General features: G+C 73.8%; 19 protein-coding genes. 8 read left to right on the top strand and 11 right to left on the bottom strand.

Features of this window, described 5'->3' with window-relative positions:
* Window positions 1-92 precede the first annotated feature (92 nt).
* From K7854_RS13410 to K7854_RS13420, 3 genes are all read right to left on the bottom strand, one after another.
* Window positions 93-1,511 (bottom strand): MFS transporter, encoded by a 1,419-nt coding sequence (locus K7854_RS13410; protein WP_226026683.1) that lies wholly within the window; start codon window positions 1,509-1,511, stop codon window positions 93-95.
* Window positions 1,504-1,950, bottom strand: a complete 447-nt coding sequence (locus K7854_RS13415; RefSeq protein ID WP_226026684.1) for a MarR family winged helix-turn-helix transcriptional regulator — start codon at window positions 1,948-1,950, stop codon at window positions 1,504-1,506. Before K7854_RS13415 ends, K7854_RS13410 begins: the two co-directional genes overlap by 8 nt.
* Window positions 1,951-2,028: 78 nt before the next feature.
* Entirely contained in the window at window positions 2,029-2,937 is a 909-nt protein-coding gene (locus K7854_RS13420) for an NmrA/HSCARG family protein (protein WP_226026685.1), read from the bottom strand.
* 103 nt (window positions 2,938-3,040) lie between these two features.
* Between K7854_RS13420 and K7854_RS13425 the strand changes: the two genes are divergently transcribed.
* From K7854_RS13425 to K7854_RS13435, 3 genes are all read left to right on the top strand, one after another.
* The gene (locus K7854_RS13425; RefSeq protein ID WP_226026686.1) at window positions 3,041-3,604 is read left to right on the top strand and encodes a TetR/AcrR family transcriptional regulator; all 564 of its coding nucleotides are present in this window, start codon (window positions 3,041-3,043) and stop codon (window positions 3,602-3,604) included.
* A 512-nt stretch (window positions 3,605-4,116) separates the two neighbouring features.
* Window positions 4,117-5,415 (top strand): DUF8814 domain-containing protein, encoded by a 1,299-nt coding sequence (locus K7854_RS13430; protein ID WP_226026687.1) that lies wholly within the window; start codon window positions 4,117-4,119, stop codon window positions 5,413-5,415.
* Between the two features lie 40 nt (window positions 5,416-5,455).
* The gene (locus K7854_RS13435) at window positions 5,456-5,872 is read left to right on the top strand and encodes a ribosomal maturation YjgA family protein (RefSeq protein ID WP_226026688.1); all 417 of its coding nucleotides are present in this window, start codon (window positions 5,456-5,458) and stop codon (window positions 5,870-5,872) included.
* Here K7854_RS13435 and K7854_RS13440 read toward each other — a convergent pair.
* The 3 genes from K7854_RS13440 to K7854_RS13450 are packed head-to-tail and all read right to left on the bottom strand — an operon-like array spanning window position 5,859 to window position 8,208.
* Window positions 5,859-6,716, bottom strand: coding sequence for a 5-oxoprolinase subunit C family protein (locus K7854_RS13440; RefSeq protein WP_226026689.1), 858 nt, complete (start codon window positions 6,714-6,716; stop codon window positions 5,859-5,861). The two genes, K7854_RS13435 and K7854_RS13440, sit on opposite strands and share 14 nt — an antisense overlap.
* On the bottom strand, window positions 6,713-7,459 hold the full coding sequence (locus K7854_RS13445) for a 5-oxoprolinase subunit B family protein (RefSeq protein ID WP_226026690.1): 747 nt from the start codon (window positions 7,457-7,459) through the stop codon (window positions 6,713-6,715). Before K7854_RS13445 ends, K7854_RS13440 begins: the two co-directional genes overlap by 4 nt.
* Window positions 7,456-8,208, bottom strand: a complete 753-nt coding sequence (locus tag K7854_RS13450; RefSeq protein ID WP_226026691.1) for a LamB/YcsF family protein — start codon at window positions 8,206-8,208, stop codon at window positions 7,456-7,458. The genes K7854_RS13445 and K7854_RS13450 overlap by 4 nt, the downstream gene beginning before the upstream one ends.
* A 216-nt stretch (window positions 8,209-8,424) precedes the next feature.
* On the opposite strand from K7854_RS13450, the gene K7854_RS13455 reads away from it, so the two are divergent.
* From K7854_RS13455 to K7854_RS13470, 4 genes are read left to right on the top strand one after another with little or no spacing between them, the layout of a single operon-like run.
* Window positions 8,425-9,144 (top strand): DUF969 domain-containing protein, encoded by a 720-nt coding sequence (locus K7854_RS13455; protein ID WP_159323643.1) that lies wholly within the window; start codon window positions 8,425-8,427, stop codon window positions 9,142-9,144.
* The gene (locus K7854_RS13460; protein WP_226026692.1) at window positions 9,141-10,115 is read left to right on the top strand and encodes a DUF979 domain-containing protein; all 975 of its coding nucleotides are present in this window, start codon (window positions 9,141-9,143) and stop codon (window positions 10,113-10,115) included. The genes K7854_RS13455 and K7854_RS13460 overlap by 4 nt, the downstream gene beginning before the upstream one ends.
* Window positions 10,116-10,163: 48 nt before the next feature.
* Window positions 10,164-10,814 (top strand): pyroglutamyl-peptidase I, encoded by a 651-nt coding sequence (gene pcp, locus K7854_RS13465; protein ID WP_226026693.1) that lies wholly within the window; start codon window positions 10,164-10,166, stop codon window positions 10,812-10,814.
* Entirely contained in the window at window positions 10,814-11,839 is a 1,026-nt protein-coding gene (locus K7854_RS13470) for a DUF2891 domain-containing protein (protein WP_226026694.1), read from the top strand. Before pcp ends, K7854_RS13470 begins: the two co-directional genes overlap by 1 nt.
* 127 nt (window positions 11,840-11,966) lie before the next feature.
* Here K7854_RS13470 and K7854_RS13475 read toward each other — a convergent pair whose 3' ends face one another.
* The 4 genes from K7854_RS13475 to K7854_RS13490 form a co-directional block, all read right to left on the bottom strand.
* Complete coding sequence (locus K7854_RS13475; protein ID WP_226026695.1) at window positions 11,967-13,178, bottom strand: MalY/PatB family protein; 1,212 nt, start codon at window positions 13,176-13,178, stop codon at window positions 11,967-11,969.
* Window positions 13,179-13,180: 2 nt separating this feature from the next.
* The gene (gene malX / locus K7854_RS13480) at window positions 13,181-14,812 is read right to left on the bottom strand and encodes a maltose/glucose-specific PTS transporter subunit IIBC (protein WP_226026696.1); all 1,632 of its coding nucleotides are present in this window, start codon (window positions 14,810-14,812) and stop codon (window positions 13,181-13,183) included.
* Between the two features lie 184 nt (window positions 14,813-14,996).
* A complete protein-coding gene (locus K7854_RS13485) occupies window positions 14,997-16,001 on the bottom strand; it encodes a helix-turn-helix domain-containing protein (protein WP_226026697.1) in 1,005 nt (334 codons plus the stop codon).
* Between the two features lie 142 nt (window positions 16,002-16,143).
* On the bottom strand, window positions 16,144-19,863 hold the full coding sequence (locus tag K7854_RS13490) for a S8 family serine peptidase (RefSeq protein WP_226026698.1): 3,720 nt from the start codon (window positions 19,861-19,863) through the stop codon (window positions 16,144-16,146).
* A gap of 516 nt (window positions 19,864-20,379) precedes the next feature.
* Between K7854_RS13490 and K7854_RS13495 the strand changes: the two genes are divergently transcribed.
* Window positions 20,380-21,645, top strand: coding sequence for an SGNH/GDSL hydrolase family protein (locus K7854_RS13495; protein ID WP_226026699.1), 1,266 nt, complete (start codon window positions 20,380-20,382; stop codon window positions 21,643-21,645).
* Window positions 21,646-21,675: 30 nt separating this feature from the next.
* Here the strand turns inward: K7854_RS13495 and K7854_RS13500 are convergent, their stop codons facing one another.
* Window positions 21,676-22,317 carry a TetR/AcrR family transcriptional regulator gene (locus K7854_RS13500; protein WP_226026700.1) on the bottom strand — a complete coding sequence of 214 codons (642 nt, stop codon included), beginning with the start codon at window positions 22,315-22,317 and terminating at the stop codon, window positions 21,676-21,678.
* Window positions 22,318-22,357 lie beyond the last annotated feature (40 nt).

The raw sequence follows: 22,357 nt of genomic DNA on the forward strand, positions 1-22,357 counted from the left end.
GCCGTCGGCCGGCGGACGTCGGCGTGGTGAGTGGTGAACTCACTCGGGTCTCGCGCCCGCGGGCCCTTCGAACCTGCCCCTGAGAAGGTTGCTCAGCGCGAGGCCCGCGTGGCCGTCCCCGCCGTTCGGCCGAGGGTGCGGTCGAAGAGCGTCAGCAGCAGATAGAGCACGCCGGCGCCGAGCATGACCCAGGCCAGCCGGTGCAGGCCGCCGGTGTCGGCGTGCTGCCCGAAGGAGGCCGCGGTCGCGGAGGAGGCGACCATCGAGCCGATGTAGGCGAAGGTGCGCAGCAGCCCGGCGGAGGAGGCGGTGCGCTCCGGGTCGGCCTGGAAGTAGACGGAGTTCTGCAGGGCCAGGTTGTTCAGTCCCTGCGGGACGCCGAAGATCAGCGCGACCAGCAGCAGCATCCACAGGGGGCTGTCCCCGCCCAGCATGAGGATCACCACGCACGCGGTGATCTGTCCGACCGCGCCGAGCAGCAGCTTCCCCCGGACGCTCGTGCTGCGCCCGGACACCACGGAGACCCCTATCGCCAGCAGGAACATGGGGATCTGCGCCAGTCCGGCGTGGAAGGGCGTCAGTCCGAAGCCCTCCTCGGTCCACTGGGTGAAGCCGTACAGGAAGGAGTACGCGACCACGTAGGCCACCAGCGCCCGCCCGTACGTGGCCAGCAGCGGGGTGTTGCCGCCGAGCACCCGCAGGTCGATGAAGGGGGTGGCGGCCCGCAGTTCCCGTACCGCGAAGGCCGCTCCCGCGGCGGCGGAGAGCGCGAGCAGGTACCAGTCGCGCAGGTGCAGGTTCATCAGGAAGAGCAGCAGCGAGACCAGCATCGCCGCGAACAGCCCCATGCCGGGCAGGTCGAGGCGGGCGGCCAGGCTGCCGCGCCGCGCGGACCCGTCCGCGGGCTCCGCCTTCGGCAGTCGCAGCAGCCCCAGCAGCACGGCCGCGACCGCCAGGGGCACGTTCAGCGCGAAGGTGGCGCGCCAGCCGCCCACCGCGATCAGCAGGCCGCCCAGCAGCGGGCCGACGACCGCGATGGTCTGGTTGGCCACCGCCAGCGCGGTGAGCACTCCGCCGGGACTGTCCCGGCCGGTGCGGTCGGCCTCGCTGCGCACCAGAGCCATCGCCGCGGGATAGCCGGCGCAGGTGCCGAAGCCGAGCAGGACCCGCGCGCCGATCAGCACGCCCAGGTCGGGTGCCAGCGCGCCCACGACACCGGCGACGCCGACGAGGCCGGTGCTGAGGAGGAAGAGCCGGCGCGGCCCGAAGACGTCGATGAGCCGGCCGACCACCGGCTGGCCGAGGGACGTGGCCAGGTAGAGCGCGGAGACGAGCCACGCGGTCTGCGAGGCCGGGGCGCCCAGGGCCCTGCCGATCGGGACGAGGGCGACCGCGATGATCGTCGAGTTGATCGGGTTGAGCACCGAACCGAGCAGCATCGGCGGCAGCAGTCCCCGGTCGAAGCCGGGTTTGTCCGTGCCGGCCACCGGGCCCGTCCTCGCGTCAGTCACGGTTCAGTCGCTCCAGTACGGCCATGGCCGCGATCACGGTCCGGCGCTCCTCCTCGGTGCACCGTTCCTGCAACCGCCCGGCGAGCCATTCCGTGCGGACCTGCCGCCCTTCCTCCACGCGGCGGACGCCCTCGGTGGTGAGCGTGATCAGCAGGCGCCGCCCGTCGGCCGGATCGGGATGCCGCTCCACCAGCCCCATGGAGGCGAGCGCGGTGACCGTCGCGGTCATCGACTGGTGCCTGACCCCTTCGATGGCGGCCAGTTCGCTGGCCGTGACGCCCCCGTGGTCGGACAGGCGGGCCAGCACCGAGGCCTGGCCGAGGGTGAGGTCCTCCACCTCGGAGGCCTTGAGGATGCGTCGGCGCAGCCGGCTGATGACCGCCCGGACCTCTCGTGAGGCCTGCACGGCCGACGGTGAGGGACTCTCTTTCTCGCTCATGTCCCCAGGCTAATCTCCACAGGGTGAGCTGTACAGCTTCAGCTGTATATTTTTCGTTGCCGCCCGCGTCCGGTGTGGTCAGGCCGAGGCCGGCAGGTGGGTCCTCGCCCAGGTCCTGAAGGGGGTGAGCGGGATGCCCAGGTCGCGGGCGAACCGGGGGAGGGCGGGCTGGGGGTGCTCGTTGAGTGACGCCTGGCCGAACCCCATGTCGGGCATCCCGGCGGCGACCGCCTCGTCCTCGGTCATGTCGGGCGGCGTCAGGGGCGTGCCCAGGTGTGCGGAGAGGATCTCGGTGATCTCCCTCATCGTCAGCAGGTCGCTCGCCAGCTCCAGTTCGACCCGATGGAACCGCTCCGGCTCCGCCACCGCGGCCGCGGCGGCCGCACCGATGTCGTCGACCGCGATCAGGGACAGCCGGGTCGAGGGCTTCAGGAGGCTCACCAGGCCGCCCCGGACGCCCCGCGGGAAGACGATGGCTTCCGAGGGGAGCAGGTTCTCCATGAAGTAGGCCGGCTTGACGATCGTCCAGTGCTCGAACCCGGCCTCGCGCACCCGGTCCTGGATCCCGGCCTTCGCGGAGTAGTAGGGCTCCATCCACCCCCAGCGGTCCTTCACCCAGCTGGTGTGCTGTCCGGCGCCCGAGACGGAGGTGTGGACGAACTGGGGCACCCCGGCCTCCCGGGCGCCCTCGATCAGGTGGACGGCCTGGTCGACCTCTCCCTCGAAGCCGCGCCGGCCGAAGTCGGGCATCTGGACCGAGAAGACGGCGCGGGTCCCCGCGGCGGCGCGGACCACCGAGTCGCGGTCCTCCAGGTCCCCGGCGACCAGCTCGGCGCCGAGCGCCGAGACCGCCGCGGCCCGCTCGGTCGAGGGGTCGCGGACCAGGGCCCGGACCGGAATGCCGGACGCGAGCAGGGCGCGGGCGGTCGCGCCGCCCTGCCGGCCGGTCGCGCCGGTGACGAGGACGGGTGCGGAGGAAGAGGGCATGAGTGGGTCTCCCGGGTGAGGGCGAATAAGTGGCGGGGCCCGCCACTTAGCTGCCGGGTACGATACGGAGGGCCCCGCCGTTTAGCAATGCCGAGAGGACGCCATGCCCCACCACCAGCGCGCGGACGCACGGCGCAACTACGCCCGGATCCTGGCCGTCGCCGAGCGCGAGGTCGCCGCGCACGGCGCCGACGCCTCCCTGGAGCGGATCGCCCGCGTCGCGGGTGTCGGCTCGGCGACGGTCCGGCGGCACTTCCCCGGTCGCGCCGCCCTGCTGGAGGCGGTGTTCCACGAGCGGATCGAGGCGCTGTGCGCCCGCGCGGCCGCGTCGGTGGACGCGGTGGACGCCCGCGCCGCCCTCCTGGACTGGCTGGACGGCTTCACCGAGTACGCCGCGTCCGCGCGGGGCATGGCCGAGGCGCTGGCCCAGGACCGGCTGGTGGAACCGGAGCGGGTGAGTGCCTGCTCGGTGCAGCTCGAGCAAGCGGTCGAACCGCTGCTGCGACGTGCCGCCGAGAGCGGGGCGGTGGCCCGGGACGTCACCGCGGCCGACCTCCTCACGCTGGTCACGGGCATCGCCCTGGCCACGGAACGCCACGCCGACCCCGCCGCCGAAGGACGACGCCTGCTGGAACTGACCGTCCGGGGCATCAGCCCGGTGAGGTGAGTGGGGCGGCCGTGGCCCGCCCGTCCGCCGACGCGGCCACGCCCCCTGGGCGGCGGCGTGCGCACCCGCGCCCCCGGCGGCGAACAGGTCGCCCTCGCCCCGGACGGTACGGCCCGGACCCCGCCCGTCCGCCAGGACCGACGCGGACGCCGGATTCCCCCCGGCGGGAGACGACGCCGGTGAACCTCGGACGGACACCGGCCCGACGGTGCGCGAGGGTGACACCGGCCCGCCCGCTCGGCCCGCCCCCGCTCCGTCGGCGTGTGGCACGAGGGGCACGTCGATGGCCCCGCCCGCCCCATGAGCCGGTTACGGCGTGCGGCGTCACCGGCAGCCGTTCCCCACCCGGGGCTCGGATGTGAGCCCCCGTCAGCAGCGCCGACCACCGACTCCGCACGGGTGGCGAGTCCGCCCGGACCGACGCCCGTCCGCGTGGCCTGCCGGGTGCACGGCGGTCCCGTCGAGTACGACGGCTACAGCAATGACACCGCCTGGCTCCCGGGAGTGCCCACATGCCGACCCCTTCCCCCCGTCGCAGCGGCCGTGCCCCGCGCCGCGGACCGCGCACCACCCGCGCCCTGAGCGGCACGGTCGGCCTGCTCGGCCTCGCCGGTACGTCCCTCGGCGCCGGGCCCGCCCCGATGGCCGACGCCGCAGTCCCGCCCGTTCCGGTGTCCTGGCGTGCGGACCTGTCCCGGACCGGCACCGACGACGTCAACGTCCGGTACGGATCCGGCGCCCTGCGGGTGCGGGACGGTTCCGTCAGCCCCGCCTCCCTCGGCCGGGACCGCGGCTACGCCTCCGCCGTCCTGGACCCGCACCGCGTGGACCGGCCCGTCGACCGGGTCACCGTGGACCTCGACGCGACGGTGCCCGACGCGGCGAGCGTCGAGGTGGACGTGCGCGGACGCGCGGCGGACGGAACCTGGACCGAGTGGCGGCGGGCGGTGGCCGGCACCCCGGCCGAACTGCCCCGCGACGTCGTCGAGGTCCAGGCCCGGCTCACCCTGTGGAACGCCAAGGGGGAGCCCACCGCGGTCGTGCGGGCGGTGACCCTGACGGCGGACGACACGGGCGGCGCCCCCGCCGAGCCCGCACCGGGGGCGACCGCGGCCGCCTTCTCGGCCCGGGTCTACGCCACCCGCGAGGGCCTGGTCGGACACACCACCGCCAACGGCCATGTCATCCAGGTGAACGACCACTTCGTGGCCCTGCCCTCCCGCCGGGCCCTGTCGCCCAAGGACAGCGGGCAGTACTCGGTGCAGGTCTGCGGGCCCGCCCGGTGCGAGACGGCACCGGTCTGGGACGTCGGGCCGTGGAACACGCACGACGACCACTGGAACCCCTCGGCGCAGCGTGAGCAGTGGAAGGACCTGCCGCGGGGGCTGCCCGCGGCGCAGGCCGCCTACGAGGACGGGTACAACGGCGGACGCGACGAGTTCGGCCGGCAGGTCGCCAACCCGGCCGGCATCGACCTCGCCGACGGCACCTTCTACAACGTCGGCCTGAACGACAACGGCTGGGTGACCGTCACCTACCTGTGGACCGAGGGCGGCGGCGACACCACGTCCTTCCCGACCTGGGGCACCGACGTGAGCGTCCGGGCGCAGGCGACGACCGCCTCCACCCGGGTGGCGAGCCTGCCCGGGCCCACGACCGTGCGGGTGCGGTGCCAGGTCCACGGGCAGCTTGTGAACCACGACGGCTACAGCAACGACGCCTGGTCCTACCTGCCCGACTACGGCGGTTACGTCTCCAACATCTTCATCGACGTCGCCGAGGCCTGGCTCCCGGGCGTCCCGACCTGCTGACCCGGCGAGCCGGCGCCGGCACCGCCCGCACAATGGACGCATGACTGCCTCCTCCACCCGGGTCGCCGGGCCGGACGACCCGGGGACCACGCGGACCCGCGCGCGCAGACGCCTGGTGGCCGCGGCGGCCGCGGTGGTGATCGTCGGCGCCGGACTCGTGCTCCGGGCCGTGGCGGCGGGCGAGGTGGCCAAGTACGGCGGGGACGCGCTGTACACCCTGCTGCTGTTCGCCCTCGTCCTGGTGGCCGCGCCGGGGACGGCGCCGGCGAAGGCCGCCGCGGTGGCCCTGGCGGTGAGTTGGGGCGTGGAGTTCCTGCAGCTCACCGATGTGCCGGCGGACCTCGCCCGGCAGAGCACGGCGGCCCGTCTGGTCCTGGGCTCCACCTTCAACGCACCGGACCTGTTCTGGTACGCGGTCGGCGCGGTCGCCGGCTGGTGGGCCGTCAGGCGAGCGTGAAGTGCACCGGAGTTCCGGCCGCGGCCTGGGCCGCCGCGGCCAGGGCGGGCTCCGGGACCACCGCGACCACCGGGTAGCCGCCGGTCGTCGGGTGGTCGTGCAGGAAGAGCACCGGGCGTCCGTCCGGCGGGACCTGTACGGCGCCCAGGACCATGCCCTCGCTGGGCAGTTCGCCCGCCGTCGCGCGTTCCAGCGGCGGTCCCTCGGTGCGCAGGCCGATGCGGTTGCTGTGCGGGGAGACACGGTAGGCGGCCGAGGTGAACGTGCGCAGCGCGGCCGGGGTGAACCAGTCGGCGCGGGGGCCCGGGCGTACCGGCAGGACCAGTTCGGCGGGCGGTGCGGGCCAGGGTGCGGCGACCGGGGTCGGCACCGGCCCGGCGGGGGTGCCCACCGCGACGACCTCCCCGTCGCGCAGGGGCTCCGGGCCCAGACCCGACAGGAGGTCCGTCGAGCGGCTGCCCAGCACGGGCTCGGCGGCGATGCCGCCCGCGACGGCCACGTACGAACGGACGCCCGCGGTCGCCGCCCCCACGTCCAGGACCGAGCCGGCGGGGACCCGTACCGGGGCGCCCCAGGCGGCCGGCCGGCCGTCGACCGTCACGGGGCAGGGCGCACCGCCCACCACGGCGGTGACGTCCTGGTCGGGCCGCAGGGCGCAGCCGGTGAGGGTCGTCTCCAGGACGGCGGCGTCCACCGCGTTGCCCAGCAGGCGGTTGGCCAGTCGCATCGCGGGCGCGTCCAGCGCACCGGAGCGGGGGACGCCCAGGTGGGCGTGGCCGGGCCGGCCCGCGTCCTGCACCGTGGTCAGCGCACCGGAGCGCACGGTCGTGAGCTTGGCCGTCATGCCCCGGCCTCCGGCCCCGTCCCGACCGTCGCCGCGGCGGCGTTCGCGGAGCCCGCCGTCCTCGCGCCGTCCGCTGTGACAAACCGCACACGCGTCCCCGGCGTGAGGAGCGCCGCCCGCTCCCGGCCCGGGTCCCACAGCGGCCGCGGGTCGGGCATGGTGCCGATCAGCTGCCAGCCGCCCGGGGTGGCGCGGGGATAGACCGCGCTGTAGGGACCGGCGAGGGCCACCGCGCCGGCCGGGACCCGGGTCCTGGGCGTGGCGCGGCGGGACACGTGCAGCCGCGGGGGCAGTCCGGTGAGGTAGCCGAACCCGGGCGCGAACCCGCAGAAGGCGACCCGGTAGGTGTACGCGCCGTGACGGGCGCCGACCTCCTCGGGCGCCACCCCCCACAGGGCCGCGACGTCGGCCAGGTCCGGGCCGTCGTAGCGCACCGGGATCTCCACCACGTCCCCGGTGTCGTCCGCGACCGGCGGCACCTCCCAGCCGGCGATCCGGCGGGCCAGCGCCTGCGGGTCCGGTACCCCGTCCAGCAGCACGGTCCGCGCCCCCGGCACGATCTCCGCGACCGGCGGGAGGGACCCGGCCGCGCGCCGGCGCAGCACCTCGGCGTGGAAGGCGGCGGTGCGCTCGGCGTCGGGCAGCTCGACCAGCAGGGCGTGGCGGCCGGCGGGGCGCGCCGTCAGGCACCCGGTGCGCGCCGTGAGCGCCCCGGTGTGCGTCGCGCGGCCGTCGCCCGTCATGCGAACGCCTCGATCCCGACCCCGGCCCGCTCCAGCGCCTCGCGCACCCGGGCGGCGATCCGGGCGGCGTTCGGGGTGTCGCCGTGCACGCACAGGGAACGGGCGGCCACGGCGACGGAGGTACCGTCCACGGCCTCGACCGAGCCCGCCACGGCGAACGCCACCGCACGGCGCACCACCGCGTCCTCGTCCGTCACCACCGAGCCGGCCTCGCGCCGGGGGACCAGGGTGCCCCGCGCGGTGTAGGCGCGGTCCGCGAAGGCCTCCGGGACGCCGGTGAGGCCGGCCTCCGCGGCGGCCGTGAGCAGCAGCGAGCCGGGGAGTCCGAGCACCGGCAGGGCGCCGCCCGCGAGCCGCACCCCGGCCACGACGGCACGGGCCTGCTCGGCGTCGTGGACGGTGCGGTTGTAGAGCGCGCCGTGCGGCTTCACGTAGGCCACCTCGGCCCCGGCGGCCTCGGCGAACACCCGGAGCGCGCCGATCTGGTACGCCACCTCGGCCGCCAGCTCCTCGGCGGGCACGTCCATGGCACGCCGGCCGAAGCCCGCCAGGTCGCGGTAGGACACCTGCGCCCCGATCCGCACGCCGCGCTCGGCGGCGAGGTCGCAGACGCGGCGCATCACCGAGGGGTCGCCGGCGTGGAAGCCGCAGGCGACGTTGGCGCTGGTGACGACGGAGAGCAGGGCGTCGTCGTCGGTGAGGGTCCAGCGGCCGAAGCCTTCACCGAGATCTGCGTTGAGGTCGATCACACCTTGAAAGTAGACGATCGTTGAACGATCCGACAAGAGATGTCCGCGGGCCCGCTTCCGGGAACGAAACAATTCGCCTCTTGTTAGATCGTTCAACGATCGCTAGTGTCCGTGCATCTGCCACGTATCTGGAGCTATGGTCCCCGGGACCGATGAGTCACGTTCCGAAGCTCCGGATCCGTGCCCTGCCCCCTCATGCCTGAAGAAGGCCACCGAATGATCGTTCTCCTCGGTGTGGTCGTGGTGATCCTCGGATTCGTCACGCGCCGCAACCCCGTCCTCGTGGTGGGCGTCGCCGGTATCGTCACCGGACTGCTCGGCAAGATGAACCCGCTGGAGGTCCTCGCGGCCTTCGGCCGGTCCTTCGCCGACAGCCGCTCGGTCACCGTCTACGCCATCGTGCTCCCCGTGATCGGGCTGCTCGAGCGCTACGGCCTGCGCGAGCAGGCCCGCAACCTCATCGGCCGCCTGGGCAAGCTCAGCGCCGGCCGGTTCCTCACCGTCTACCTGCTGGTCCGGCAGGTCACCGCGGCCTTCGGCCTGAACAGCATCGGCGGCCCGGCCCAGACGGTGCGGCCCCTGGTGGCCCCGATGGCCGAGGCCGCCGCCGAACGCTCCACCGGGGCCAAGCTGCCCGACCGGCTGCGCGAGAAGGTGCGCTCCTACTCGGCCTCGGCCGACACCGTGGGCGTCTTCTTCGGCGAGGACTGCTTCATCGCGATCGGCTCCATCCTGCTGATCACCGGCTTCGTCAACTCCACCTACCACCAGGACATCGAGCCGACCCAGCTCGCCCTGTGGGCGATCCCGCTCGCCGTCTGCGCCTTCCTCATCCACGGCGCCCGGCTGCTGCTCATGGACAAGCAACTGGAGCGCGAGATGGCGCAGGCCGCCGCAGAGCACGACCTGCCGCTTCCCGAGGGGGCCGACAAGTGATCAAGGTCGAATGGCTGTACTGGCTGATAGGCCTCGTCTTCGTCGTGATGGCCGTGCAGATGGCCACCGACCGCAGCAACCCCAAGCGGTGGACATCCGCCGCGTTCTGGGGCCTGCTCGGACTCACCTTCCCCTACGGCACCGGCGTCGCCAACGCCACCGCCGGCAACGGCGGCTGGACCCTGCCCGCCGAACCGCTCGGCGTCGCCGTCCTCGCCCTGATCGTGCTGGCCGGCTTCAACTTCCTCGGCAAGGGCGTTCCGGTCATCACCACCGGCGAACAGCGCGAGGCCGCGGCCGCCCGGCTCGGCAACAAGATCTTCATCCCCGCGCTGACCATCCCGCTCGTCGCCATCGTCTGCGCCTCCGTCCTCGACGAGTCCGGACTCTTCGAGTCGGGCAAGGCCACCCTCCTCGGGCTCGGCCTCGGCTGCATCGCCGCGCTCGTCGTCGGCATGCTCGTCACCGGCGAGAAGAAGCTCTCCGTCCCGATCCACTCCGGCCGCTCCATGCTGGAGGCGATGGGCTCCGCCCTGCTGCTGCCCCAGCTCCTTGCCGTACTCGGCTCGATCTTCGCCGCCGCAGGAGTCGGCGACCAGGTCGGCGACATCATGAACAAGATCCTCCCCGACGACTCGAAGTACCTCGCCGTACTCGCCTACTGCGTCGGCATGTTCCTGTTCACCGTCATCATGGGCAACGCCTTCGCCGCCTTCCCGGTGATGACGGCGGCGATCGGCTGGCCGGTGCTCATCCAGCAGATGCACGGCAACGAGCCCGCCGTCCTCGCGATCGGCATGCTGGCCGGCTTCGCCGGCACCCTGTGCACACCGATGGCCGCCAACTTCAACATCGTCCCGGCCACCCTGCTCGAACTGAAGGACCAGTACGGGCCGATCAAGGCACAGCTGCCGACGGGCATCGCCCTGCTCGGCTGCTGCACCGTCATCATGGCGCTCTTCGCCTTCTGACCGCCCCGTCCCGATCCCCGCTCCCGACCCGCACGGCAAGGAACGCCCATGACCCGTGTCCTCATCACCGGCTTCGCGCCCTTCGGCGGAGAGCGCGTGAACCCGTCCTGGCAGGCGGCCCGCCTGGTGGCCGACGAACCGCCCGCCGGGCTCACCGTCACCGCGGCCGAACTGCCCTGCGTCTTCGGCAAGGCCCTCGACACCTTGCGCGACGCCATCCGGGCCGAGAACCCCGACCTGGTGCTCTGCCTGGGGCAGGCGGGCGGACGCCCCGGCGTCACCGTCGAGCGGGTCGGCATCAACGTCGACGACGCACGCATCCCCGACAACGCCGGGGGACAGCCCATCGACGAACCGGTGGTCCCGGACGGCCCCGCCGCCTACTTCTCCACCCTCCCCGTCAAGGCGTGCGTCGCCGCGATGCGCGCGGCCGGGGTCCCGGCCGCCGTCTCCAACACGGCCGGCACCTTCGTCTGCAACCACGTGGCCTACGGCCTGGGCCACCTCATCGCCACCGAGTTCCCGCACATACGCGGCGGCTTCGCGCACGTGCCCTGGGCACCGGAACAGGTGCCCGACGGCACCGCGCCCGCCCTGCCGCCCGCCACCGTCGCCCACGGCCTGCGCGCCCTGCTGGCCACCGCCGCCCGCACCCCCGCCGAGCAGGACCTCAAGGTCACCGAAGGAGCCACCCACTGATGCCGCTCCGCGCCCACGCGGCCCCCTTCGCCCAGCTCGCCCTGGCGAACATCACCCGCGAGTACCCCAACTTCCCGGCCCACCTGATCACGTCCGCCGACGAGCACCACGCACCGCGCTCCCTGCACCCCGCCTTCTACGGCGCCTACGACTGGCACTCCTCGGTGCACATGCACTGGCTGCTCGTCCGCCTGCTGCGCCGCCACGGCGGCACCCCCGCACTGCCGGACACCGCGCCCGCCGTCGCCGTGCTCGACCGGCACCTCACCCCCGGCAACCTCGCCACCGAGGCCGCCTACCTGCGCGACCGCCCGTCCTTCGAACGCCCCTACGGCTGGGCGTGGCTGCTCGCGCTCGCCGCCGAGTGCCGGGCGCACGGTGGCCCGGAGGGCGAGCGCTGGACCGGGGCACTGGAGCCGGCCGTGTCCGCCGTCGACCGGCTGCTGGCCGACTGGCTGCCCAAGGCCACCTATCCCGTGCGCCACGGCAACCACCCCAACAGCGCCTTCGCGCTGGGCCTCGCCCTCGACTCGGGCGAACTCTCGGCCGGGACCGACCGGGCCGTACGGGAACGCCTGCTGAGCTGGTTCGCCGACGACCACGACGCCCCCGCGCACTGGGAGCCGTCGGGACAGGACTTCCTGTCCCCGGCGCTCACCGAAGCGGACGCGATGCGCAGGGTCCTCACGCCGGAGCGGCTCGCGCAGTGGCTCGACCGCTTCCTGCCCGGGCTCGGGACCGGTGCCCGCTGCGCCCTGCTGGAGGTGCCGGTCGTCTCCGACCACGCCGACCCGCAGATCGGCCACCTGCTCGGCCTGACGCTCAGCAGGGCGGCCGCGCTGCGCTCCCTCGCCGACGCCCTGCCCGACGGGCCGGTCCGCACCCGCCTGGACGAGGCGGCCGGGGCGCACCTCGAGGCGGGCCTGCCGGCGGTCGAGCGCGGCGACTTCACCACCGACCACTGGCTGGCGACCTTCGCCGCCCTGGCCCTGGACCCGGTGGCTCCGGCGCCCCCGCGCGGCTGACGCCGAGTCACCGGCGGCGCGGGCGCGCCGGCCCGCGACCGCTCAGTCCTGCGGACGCGGGAGGCCTCGCCGGCCGGCGGGCGCCAGGTGCCGCGGGACCCGCCGGGTCACCCCGCCGCGACGGTGCTCATGACCGCTCCTTGGAGTCCAGCCGGCGCAGCGCCCGCACCAGCGCCCCGACGCCGGCCTCCGCCTTCGACCGGGGACAGCCGACGTTGAGCCGCACCCGTCCCGGGGAGCCGTAGGCCGCCCCGGGCATGACCGCAACCTTCTCCACCTCCACCAGTTCGCGTTGCAGCTCCTCGTCGTCGACGCCCAGCGGGCGCAGGTCGATCCAGGCCAGGTAACCCGCCTGCGGCGGCTGCCAGTCGAGCCGGGGGAACGCCTCGCGGAGACGGTCGGCGACCAGCGCGAGGTTGCCCGCGAGATACGTCCGCAGGGCGTCCAGCCAGGGCGCCCCCTCGCGGTAGGCGGCGATGTGCCCGACCAGCGACAGCACCGCGGGGGAGGAGAGCCCGTCGGCGTCCTTGAGATGGCGGAGATAGGCGTCGCGCGAGGCCGGGTCGCCGATGATGCCGTAACTACCGGTCAGCGCGGGGATGTTGAAGGACTTGGAGGCCGAGGTGACCACGGCCCAGCGGCCGTCGCCGCCGTGCCGCACCCAGGGACGGTGGACGTGCGGGGCGTGCACCAGGTCGGAGTGGATCTCGTCGCTGACGACCGCGACGCCGTGCCGTGCGCACAGCCGGGCCATCCGGTCCAGTTCGGCCGCCGACCACACCCGGCCCGTCGGGTTGTGCGGCGAACACAGCAGCAGCACGGCCGTGTCGGGCAGCGCCAGCAGCCGCTCCAGCCGGGCCCAGTCGTCCAGGGGGCACTCCAGCAGCCGCCGGCCGTTGGCCGAGACGGTCTTGGGGAACGCGTCGTACATCGGGGTGTGTGCGACCACCCCGTCCCCCGGCCGGGACCACAGGTGCAGCAACCGGGAGACCTGGTAGACGACCGAGGGCGCGTAGACGACCGATCCGGGGTCCACCTCCGTGCCGTGCCGCGACGCGTACCAGTGGACGATCGCGGACAGGAAGTCGTCCTGGCGCCAGCGCGAGTAGCCGAGCACCCCGTGGTCCAGCCGGCCGCGCAGCGCGGCCAGCACCTCGGGGGCGGTCTCGAAGTCCATGTCGGAGATCGTGAACGGCAGCAGGTCCGGCACGCCGAAACGGTCCTGTACGTAGTCCCACTGGGTGCACCAGGTGCCGCGCCGGTCCACCGGAGTGTCGAAGTCGTACGCCGCGGGCGCGCGCCCTGTTGCCTGGGCGGCGGGGGAGGATTGCGCGGTCATGGTCAGCCCACCGGGATCATCGTCGCGAGGGCGTCCTTCACGGACTGGACCTGCGGGCCGATGACGACCTGGACGTTGTGCCCATCGAGCTTGATCACGCCCACCGCCCCCAGCTTCTTCAGCCGTGCCTCGTCGACCCGTTCGGCGTCCGCCACCGTCATGCGCAGCCGGGTGATGCAGTTGTCCAGGGACCGGATGTTGCCGGCGCCGCCGATCGCGTCGAGCATCGCGGCGGCGTCGTACTTCCCCGCGACCAGCTCGCGCGGCCGCTCCGCAGCCGCACCGTCCCCGGCCCCGTCCTCGCCGGGTTCCGCATCGTCCGACCTGCCGTGCTCGTCGTCCGCCGGCGGGTCCTCCCGGCCAGGGGTCTTGAGGTCGAAGCGGGTGATCGCCCAGCGGAACAGGAAGTAGTAGGCGGCGAACCACACCGCCGCGATCACCGGCACCAGATACCACTTGGTCGTCGAGCCCTGGAGCACACCGAAGACGAGCCAGTCGATGACGTTGCCGTCGGTGTTGCCGATGAAGACGCCGAGCACGGCGGCCGTGAGGAAGCCGAGGCCCACCAGGACCGCGTGGACGACGTACAGCCACGGGGCGACGAAGAGGAACAGGAACTCCAGCGGCTCCGTGATGCCGCCGACCACGCAGGCCACCACGCCGGACACCAGCAGGGCCTTGATCTCCGGACGCATCCGGCGCTTCGCGCAGTGGTACATCGCGAGCGCGGCGCCGGGCAGACCGCCCAGGTAGGCGGCCATCTTGCCCTGGGAGAGGAAGTGCGTGGCGTCGGTGACGGCCGAGCCCGGTGCCGCCGAGCAGTCCAGCTGGGCGTAGAACAGGTTCAGCGCGCCGGAGACGTGGTCGCCGCACACGGTCCCCGAACCGCCCACGTCCGTGAAGCGGAACATGGCGACCAGGATGTGGTGCAGGCCGATCGGGCGCAGCAGCACCTCGCCCATGCCGAAGAAGAACGGGCCGAAGACGCCCGTGTGCCCGATGCCCCGGCCCACCGCGTTGATCCAGCCGTTGAAGGTCGGCCACACCAGCGGGATGAGCAGGCCGAGCACGCTCAGGACCAGGGCCGAGACGATCGGTACGAAGCGCAGCCCGCCGAAGAAGGCCAGCGCGTCCGGCATCCGCTGGGTGCGGAAGCGCTGGTGGAGCAGGCTGACAACGATGCCAACGGCCACGGCGCCGAGCAGCCCGGTGTCGATGGACTGCACGCCCAGCACGTCGGCGATGCCGTAGTGCTCGATCGCCTTCTCGTCCTCGAAGTCGACGCCCCTGGCGGTGAGGTAGAAGTTCACCGCGAGGTTCATGGCGACGTAGCCGACGAAGCCGGAGAACGCGGCCACGCCCTTGTCCTCCCGGGCCAGGCCGAGCGGAATGGCCATCGCGAAGAGGACCGGCAGGAACGTGAAGGCGACCAGACCGGTGTTGGCCATCCAGGTGAAGACGACGTGGAAGCCCTCGCCCTTGAGGAAGGCAACGTTGTCAGTGACCGCCTCGCTGGACAGCGAGGAACCGATGCCCAGCATGATGCCGCAGAACGCGAGCAGGGCCACCGGGAGCATGAACGTCTTGCCGAGCCCCTGGAGGAATTCCCAGAGCGCGGCCTTGGTCTTCTGCATGTGTACGGAACTTTCGGGCCTGGGGGGACGGACCCGTCCGCCCGGCGTGACGACGCGGGGGAGGGCCGGCGGGCGGTACGGGCGGCTCGGGACATGCCGCCGCAGGGATCACATCACAGCCGGTCGGTGACTGTCCACGGTGTCCCGCGCCGCTCGCCCGGACCCGCCCCCGCCGGGCCGCCGGTCACAGCCAGCCCCGCCGCGCCGCCTGCCAGGCGAGCTGCATGCGGGTCGCCGCGTTGGCGCGCTCCATCATGCCCTGGACACGTCGTTGGACCGTCCGGCGGCTCAACTGCATCTGCGAGGCGATCGCCTTGTCGGCGACCCCCGCCACCAGCAGGGAGAGCAGTCTGCGGTCGGTGGCGGCCAGCACGTCGGGCGCCGCGGGTCCGTCGGTCCCCGACAGTTCCCCCGTGTCGTCGACGTCCAGCGGTACGGCGTCCTCCCAGTACCGCTCGAACAGCGCCACCAGCGCCGCCAGCAGATTGCTGTCCCTGACCAGCGCCGTCGTCGGCTCCTCCGGGCTGCCGTGCGGCCCGCCGGCGACGAGCGGGAAGACGGCCACCGCGCGGTCCGCGATCGCCAGGCGCAGCGGCAGCTGCGGCACGGCACGGGCCACCTCCCCCGCGCGCACGCCCGCCACCACGTTGTCGACGGCCCCCTCGTCGTCGAAGAACGCCTTCTCGTACAGCACCCGGTAGCGCACGCCGCGGGCCAGCGCCTCGAACTCCTCGGTGTTGCTGCCCGAGGGCATGGCCACGTACTGGGCCTTGCAGAACCAGAGCATCTCCTCGCGCACTCCGGTCTGGATCTGCCGCAGGTGCTGGCGCAGCGCCTCGGCTCCGGTGATCACCTCCAGGAGCTGACCCGCGTCCCGCCTGCGCATGGTGTCCCGGTAGGACTCGATCAGCCTGGCCGCCTCGTGCTGGGCGAGGTCGAGGGCGTCGGCGCTGCGCTTGAGCCGGGGGAGCAGGGCGACATCGGGCGGAGCCGCCTGGTAGAGCGGGGGCGTGCCGTCGGTGGGGCTGGCGAGTCCCTTCGCGGTGAGCGACTGAAGGACGCGGTGCATCCGCTCGACCGGCATGCCGTCGCGCTCCGCGAGGTCGGCGGCACCGGCCCGGCCGAAGTCCACGAGCAGTGCGTACACCGACTCCTCCTCGGGCGACAGCCCCGCGATCTCCAGCACCACGAACGCCCTCCCCGCGCCTGGGACGTGACGGTTGAACACCGTACTGCACAGGTGGGGAGGGCGCGGCGGGGGTGCACGGCGTCGCACGCCGTACACCCCGCGCCGTACAGCCCGGTTCGTACACCCAGGTCCGGACGGACCGCTACCGGCGTACCGCGTAGGCGCGTTGCACCGTCTGCCGCACCGAGTCGCCCGCCGAGTCGCGTGCCGTGACACGGAGCGTGACCCACGACCCCTGGCGGGCCGGCGGGGTGAGCGTGGCCCGGAAGGCGTTGCGGCCGTGCGCGTGGGTGCGCGCCGTCGACCAGGTGCGTCCGTCGTCGTAGGACGCCTCGACCCGCACGCTCACGCCCCGCGGGACGGGCAGCCCCTCCTGGGCGCGGACCCGTACGTCGATGCGGTGCGAACGGGTGCCGCGCACCGAGTTGCGCACGTCGACCGGTACGTCGTAGTCCAGTTGGAGCAGCGACAGCGGGGTGGCGGCGTCCGTGCGGCCGGACTCGAAGGACCAGGACGTACTGGTGGCCACGCCCCTCGTCCAGGCCTCCGAGTCGCGCGAGGTCTCCATGTCCAGCCGGTAGCGGGCCCGTTCGGCCGGCACGGCCACGTTCTGCCAGGCGCTCGCGACCCCGTCGACCCGCTCGCCGTCCCGGTACAGCACGGCGCTCGCGGCGTCACCGCCGGAGATCGGCGACCAGTGTCCGGCCTGCGAGTCCGTGAACTCCGGGACCCGCAGCCGCAGTACGTTGCCGTCCCGTACGGTCGGCGTCGTGGTGCCGGCCGGAATCGACGGCCGGACGACCGCGCCCTGCCAGGTCTCCCGGGGCTGCTCACCGGCCCGGTAGCCGCGCGGATCGTCCCGCATCCCGGCGACCAGCGGCTGGTCCACGTCGAAGGTCGTGGTGTGGTGCACCAGGTGCTGCCAGGTGGTGCCGCCCGCGCTCACGTACTCGGTGCGCTCGAACCCGAGCGGCACGAACCGGGTGTACTGCAGCCAGGCCGTGTCCTGGTACGGCCGCCAGCCGAAGCGCTGCTCGCTCGCCCACCCGGTGACACCGTTGTCGGCGTACGTGGTGCGGACGACCGCGCTGTTGCGCGCGGAAACCGTGTGCACGACCCTCTCGGGCACCTGCTGCTCGGACACCTGCATCACGTCGTACAGGTACGGGCTGCGGGCGGTGCCGGAGAACGTCACCTCGGTCGAGCCGCGGGTGATGCGCGCGCGCAGTTCGGCGCCCGTGCCCTTGCCGATCCGCAGTGTGGGCAGGGCGTTGCGCTCGCCGGTGGGCCGCCAGCGGGTCCAGCCGTTGTCGTCGAAGTGGACGAGGATCACCGCGCGGGCCCCGGCCGCGGCGGCCCGTTCGACGAGGGCGCGCTCACCGGCTCCCGTCGGGTTGTCCACCACCGCGACCTTCCCGCGGGCGGAACCGAAGTCGGGGTCGGCCGCGTCACCGGCGTCGACCGCGGTCAGTCTCGCGCCGTGCTCGGGGAACAGCGGCGACGCGGGCATGTAGTAGGCGCCCAGGTCGAACCGCGTGCGGGACACCTTCGCCTCGATGAGCGGGGCGACGAGCTGCCAGCGGGAGGCGAACTCGAAGGTGCCCTCGGTGACCTTCGCCGTCGGACTGATGTACAGCCGTTCGGCGATGTCGAAGTACATCGTGCCCTGCGTCAGGCTGCGGCCCCCGATCTCCCGGTAGGTCTGGTAGCTCAGGATCCCGCGCTGCTCCGCGGGCCGGGGCGTGCGGATCTCCACCGGAACCGTCTTGCGCGCGTCCAGGGTGACGGTCATGTCCTTGGTGACCTTCACCTCCGGCAGCACCACGTGGCGCAGCTCCTGGCCGTCCTCGGCCGACGTGGTCCAGCTGGTGTTGAGCTGGTAGACGCCCTCCTCGACCTCGGCGACGGCGGCGGCGGGATCGGTGTAGCCGACGAAGCCCTCCGCGCCCCAGATGGTGGGCAGGTCCTGGACCTGATCGCCGTCCTTGTCGAGCGTCTTCACGGTGATCCGGTGCGTGGGTCCGTGCACCACGAGGCTCAGTGTGGTGTGCGCGGCCACCGAGCCGTCGGCGGTCCTCGCGGTGACGTAGCCGTAGAACTTGCCCTGCCCGGCGCGGGCGGGGTCGACGGTCAGCGGCACCTCGGCGGAGGCACCGGCGGGCACGCGTACGGAGTCGGAACCGAGCCGCGCCGACCCCTCGGCGGGCGCCTTGCCCCCTTCCGTGGCCAGCTCGACCGCGAGCGAGAGCGTGACGTCCTCGTCGGAGGAGTTGGTGTACTTCACGCGTGAGGTCACGGGGGTGGTGTCCTGCGATGTGAACGGGCCCATGACGAGCGTGCCGGTGGCGGTCACCGCGCCCAGTGACGCGGCGCGCACGTCGATCCGCCCGCCGCCCTGTTCGGTGACCTTCTGGCCGTCCACCGTGACCGCGGTGCTGATCAGCGCGTCCTTCAACTGCGCGCCGGACCAGTCGGGATGGCGCTGGGCGAGCAGTGCGGCCGCGCCCGCCACGTGCGGGGTCGCCATCGAGGTGCCCGACGCGGCGGTGTAGTGCTCGTCGACCGGGTCGCCCATGGCCGACCCGGCGGCGCGCGCCGCCACGATGCCGACGCCGGGTGCCGTGACGTCCGGCTTCACCGCGTCGTCGCCCAGGCGCGGGCCGCGGCTGGAGAACGGGGCGAGCGAGTCGTCCCGGTCCACGGCGCCGACGGTGAGCGCGGCGTCCGCGGCGCCGGGTGAGCCGACGGTGCGGGGGCCCTGCTCGCCCTCGTTGCCGGCCGCGACGACGAACAGGGTGCCGGTGCTCCGGCTGAGGTCGTCGAGCGCCTGGCTCATGGGGTCGGTGCCGTCGGTGGCGCCCGAGGAGCCGAGGCTCATGTTGACGACGTCGGCGCCCTGGTCCGCCGCCCACTCCATGCCCGCGATCACCTGCGACTCGCTGCCGAAGCCGTCGTCGCCGAGCACCTTGCCGATCAGCAACTGCGCGGCGGGCGCGACTCCCCGGCGGCTCCCGCCGGAGGCGGCACCGCTGCCGCCGACGATGGAGGCGACGTGCGTGCCGTGCCCGAAGACGTCACCGGTGCCGGTGCTGCCGGAGAAGTCCCTGGCCGCCGCGACCCGGCCGGCGAGGTCGGGATGGCTCTGGTCGGCTCCGGTGTCCAGGACGGCGACCTTGACGCCGTCGCCCCGGTAGCCGGCCGACCACACGTCCGGGGCACCGATCTGGGCCGTACTGCGGTCCAGGGACGCGCCCACCCGGCCGTCCAGCCATACGCGCGGAGCGGTGGCCGCGGCCTTCGCGCGCTGCCCGCCGGCCGGGACGAGCCGCTTCCAGAACCGGCCGAGGTCCGCGTCGTCGACCCGCACGGCACGCGCGTCGATGCTCTCCAGTTCGCGGACCGACCCGTCCCGCGCCAGGTCGGTCAGCAAGTTCACGGAGGAGGCCGCCACACCCCCGGTCCGCTCCACGATGAGCGGCAGCGCGTCGGTGTGCGCGGTGTCGTACCGCTGCGCGAGGAGCGCCGTCACGTCGAACAGGTCCCGGTCCAGGCGCCCGGCGGCCACCAGGGCGTCGGCGTCGGACGGAAGGACCGTCACATGGCCGTCCTGCTCGAAGGTCCGGAACAGGACTCCCTTGCGCCCCGGACCCGGCGTGACCGACGCCGCCTGGCGGCCGTCCCCGGCCCGGGTGACGGTCACACTGTCACCGGTGATCAGCTTGACCGTCGCGGCGCCGCGGTCCGCCGCGGTCGCGACGGTGTCCTGACGCGGTGTGCCCGCCAGCGCGGGTACGGGGGCCACGGCGCCGGCGGCCAGCGCCAGCCCGGCCGATATCGCCGCCAACAGGCGGATCCGTCTCATCAGTACGCTGCCTTCCCATGCGTTCGATGCACGTTCGTGCGTTCGTCAGGATGAGCTGGCCGGACACGGGGTGTCATGCGATTCGAGTGGCACAGGTGGGACATGTCGCAACGGCGACACGGTGCGGTCACCGCCGGGCCGCCGCCGATTTCCCCCCGCTTCACGGGCGTTGTGGCGGACTCCGGGTCAGGAGCGGCCGCCCGGCGGCCCGTTGAGCGACGAGTACGGGAGACGGGTGTGACGCCGGAGCGGGGCGGGCCGGCCGGGGCCCGCGTGGTTCCGCGGCGACGGTGATCGTGCCTACCATGCGGGGCACCGGAGCGGCGGAGGGCGAGGACGGAAGACCGGGGCACGACACGGCCCGCGGGCGGAACGCGCCCCACGAGCACAGGACACCGTCGCCCCGCCGCGGCCGACGTCCCGTCCAGACATGTCGGAAGGCAGGCACGTATGCGCGGTCTCCTTGCCCGAGTCCTCCGAGTACTCGACCCCGCACGGGTTCCCCGCGCCAGAGGCGTGGCGGCCGTACTGGCCCTCGCCCTGGCGTCGACGGTCCTCGCCGCCTCGGCCGCGACCGCCCCCGCCGACGCGGCCTCGCGGCGGCCCCCGAAGCCGCACGCCTGGTTCACCTCCTGGGCCGCCTCCCAGCAGGGCCTCGCCCCCACCCCGCTGCGCGACCAGTCGGTCCGCATGATCACCCACCTGAGCCAGGGAGGCGACGCGCTGCGCATCCGCGTGCAGAACACCTTCGGGCGGACCCCCCTCACAGTGGACGCCGCGACGGTGGCCCCCAGCAGCGGCGAGGACGCCGCGACCACCGGCCGACCGCGCCCGGTCACCTTCGACGGCCGGCGCCGGGTCGTCGTACCGGCGGGCGGCGAGGTGTGGAGCGACCCCGCGGCGCTCAGGACCGCCGCCCAGGACGACGTGGCGGTGTCGCTCTCGGTCACCGGCACGGTGCTGCCCGGCCGCCACGAGAGCGCCTTCCGCACCAACTACCTGACCCCGTCCGGCGCCGGCGACCACACCGCCGACGCGTCCGGCACGGCGTTCACCGAGACCACCGGCTCCACCTACCTGGTCAGCGCCGTCGACGTGCGCAACCCGCGGCTGCGGGGCAGCCTCGTCGCCTACGGCAGTTCGGTCGTCGACGGCACCGGCTCGACGAACTGCGGACCCAACTGCAGCCGCCCGGGCGCCAACCTGCGCTGGGCGGACGACCTGGCCCGGCGGATCACCTCGGAGCTGCCCGCCACCCGGCAGTTCGCCGTGGCCAACGCGGGCATCGGGGGCACCACCAGCGCCGCGACCTGCCCGGGCATCGGCGCGCCGGTCCGCGGCCTGGACGCGGCGGCCCGGCTGGAACGCGACGTGCTGGCGCTGCACGGGGTCACGGGCGTCCTGTACTACTACGGGACCAACGACCTCCCGGCCGGATGCGACGCCGCGCAGATCCTGGCGAGCTACCACGAGGTCTTCGCCCGGCTGCGCGCCGCGGGCATCAAGGTGTACGTCACGCCCATCACCCCGCGGCCGGGCTACACCGACCAGCACAACCGCGACCGGCACACCGTGGGGATGTTCGTGTCCAAGTGGAACGACTGCGCGGGCACCTGCGACGGCGTGCTGCCCTTCGACCGGGTGCTGGCGGACCCGGTACGGCCGAACAGCATCAACCCGTCCTACGACACGGGCGACGGCGTCCACGCCAACATCGCCGGACAGCAGGCCCTCGCCGACATCGTCTCGCTGCCGATGCTGGCGGCCTCGGCCCGGCGGTGACCCCGGGGCCCCGCCGGGCCCCCTGCCGTCTCAGGAGTGCCCGTGCGGGCGCAGGGCGTCGACGACGAGATCGAGCAGGCGGCCCGTCCGCTCCGGCTCGTCGTCGGCCGCCGTCGAGAGGAACACACCGAGGAGCATCGCGGTCACGTCGTCGGCTTCGACGTCCGCGCGCAGGGAGCCCGCCCGCACGCCTTCCGCGAGGAGGGCGCCGATCGCGGCCGTGATGCGTTCCCGGGTGGCGGCGGTCGTGAGGCGTCCCGAGGCCCAGCCGCTGTGCAGGGTGTTGAGCATGGCGCGTTTCGTCGCGACGAACGCGGCGTAGCGCTCCATCCAGGCGCGCAGGGCCTGTTCCGGCGGCAGCTTGTCCAGCAGGGCCGGGGCGCTGTCGGTGACGTTGTCCAGTTCGGCGGCGTAGACGGCCTCGACCAGCGCCTCCCGGGTGGGGAAGTGGCGGTAGAGCGTGCCGATGCCGACCCCCGCGTCGCGGGCGATGCCTTCCAGCGGGACGGTGTCGTCCGCGGCGGTGAAGGCGGCGCGTGCGGCGGCGACGAGGTTCTCGCGGTTGCGCCGCGCGTGTGCGCGCAGCGGGCGGCCCGCACCCGCCGGCTGCCGGGGCCGGTCGGCGGCGGGCGTCGGTTCCTGGTCGGAAGTCGGTTCCTGGTCGGGAGACAAAGCGGAGGACCCTCCGGTAGTGCTACAGTCGGTTTGACGG

The organism is Streptomyces hyderabadensis, from assembly GCF_020404845.1.
In the GTDB taxonomy this organism is placed as follows: domain Bacteria; phylum Actinomycetota; class Actinomycetes; order Streptomycetales; family Streptomycetaceae; genus Streptomyces; species Streptomyces hyderabadensis.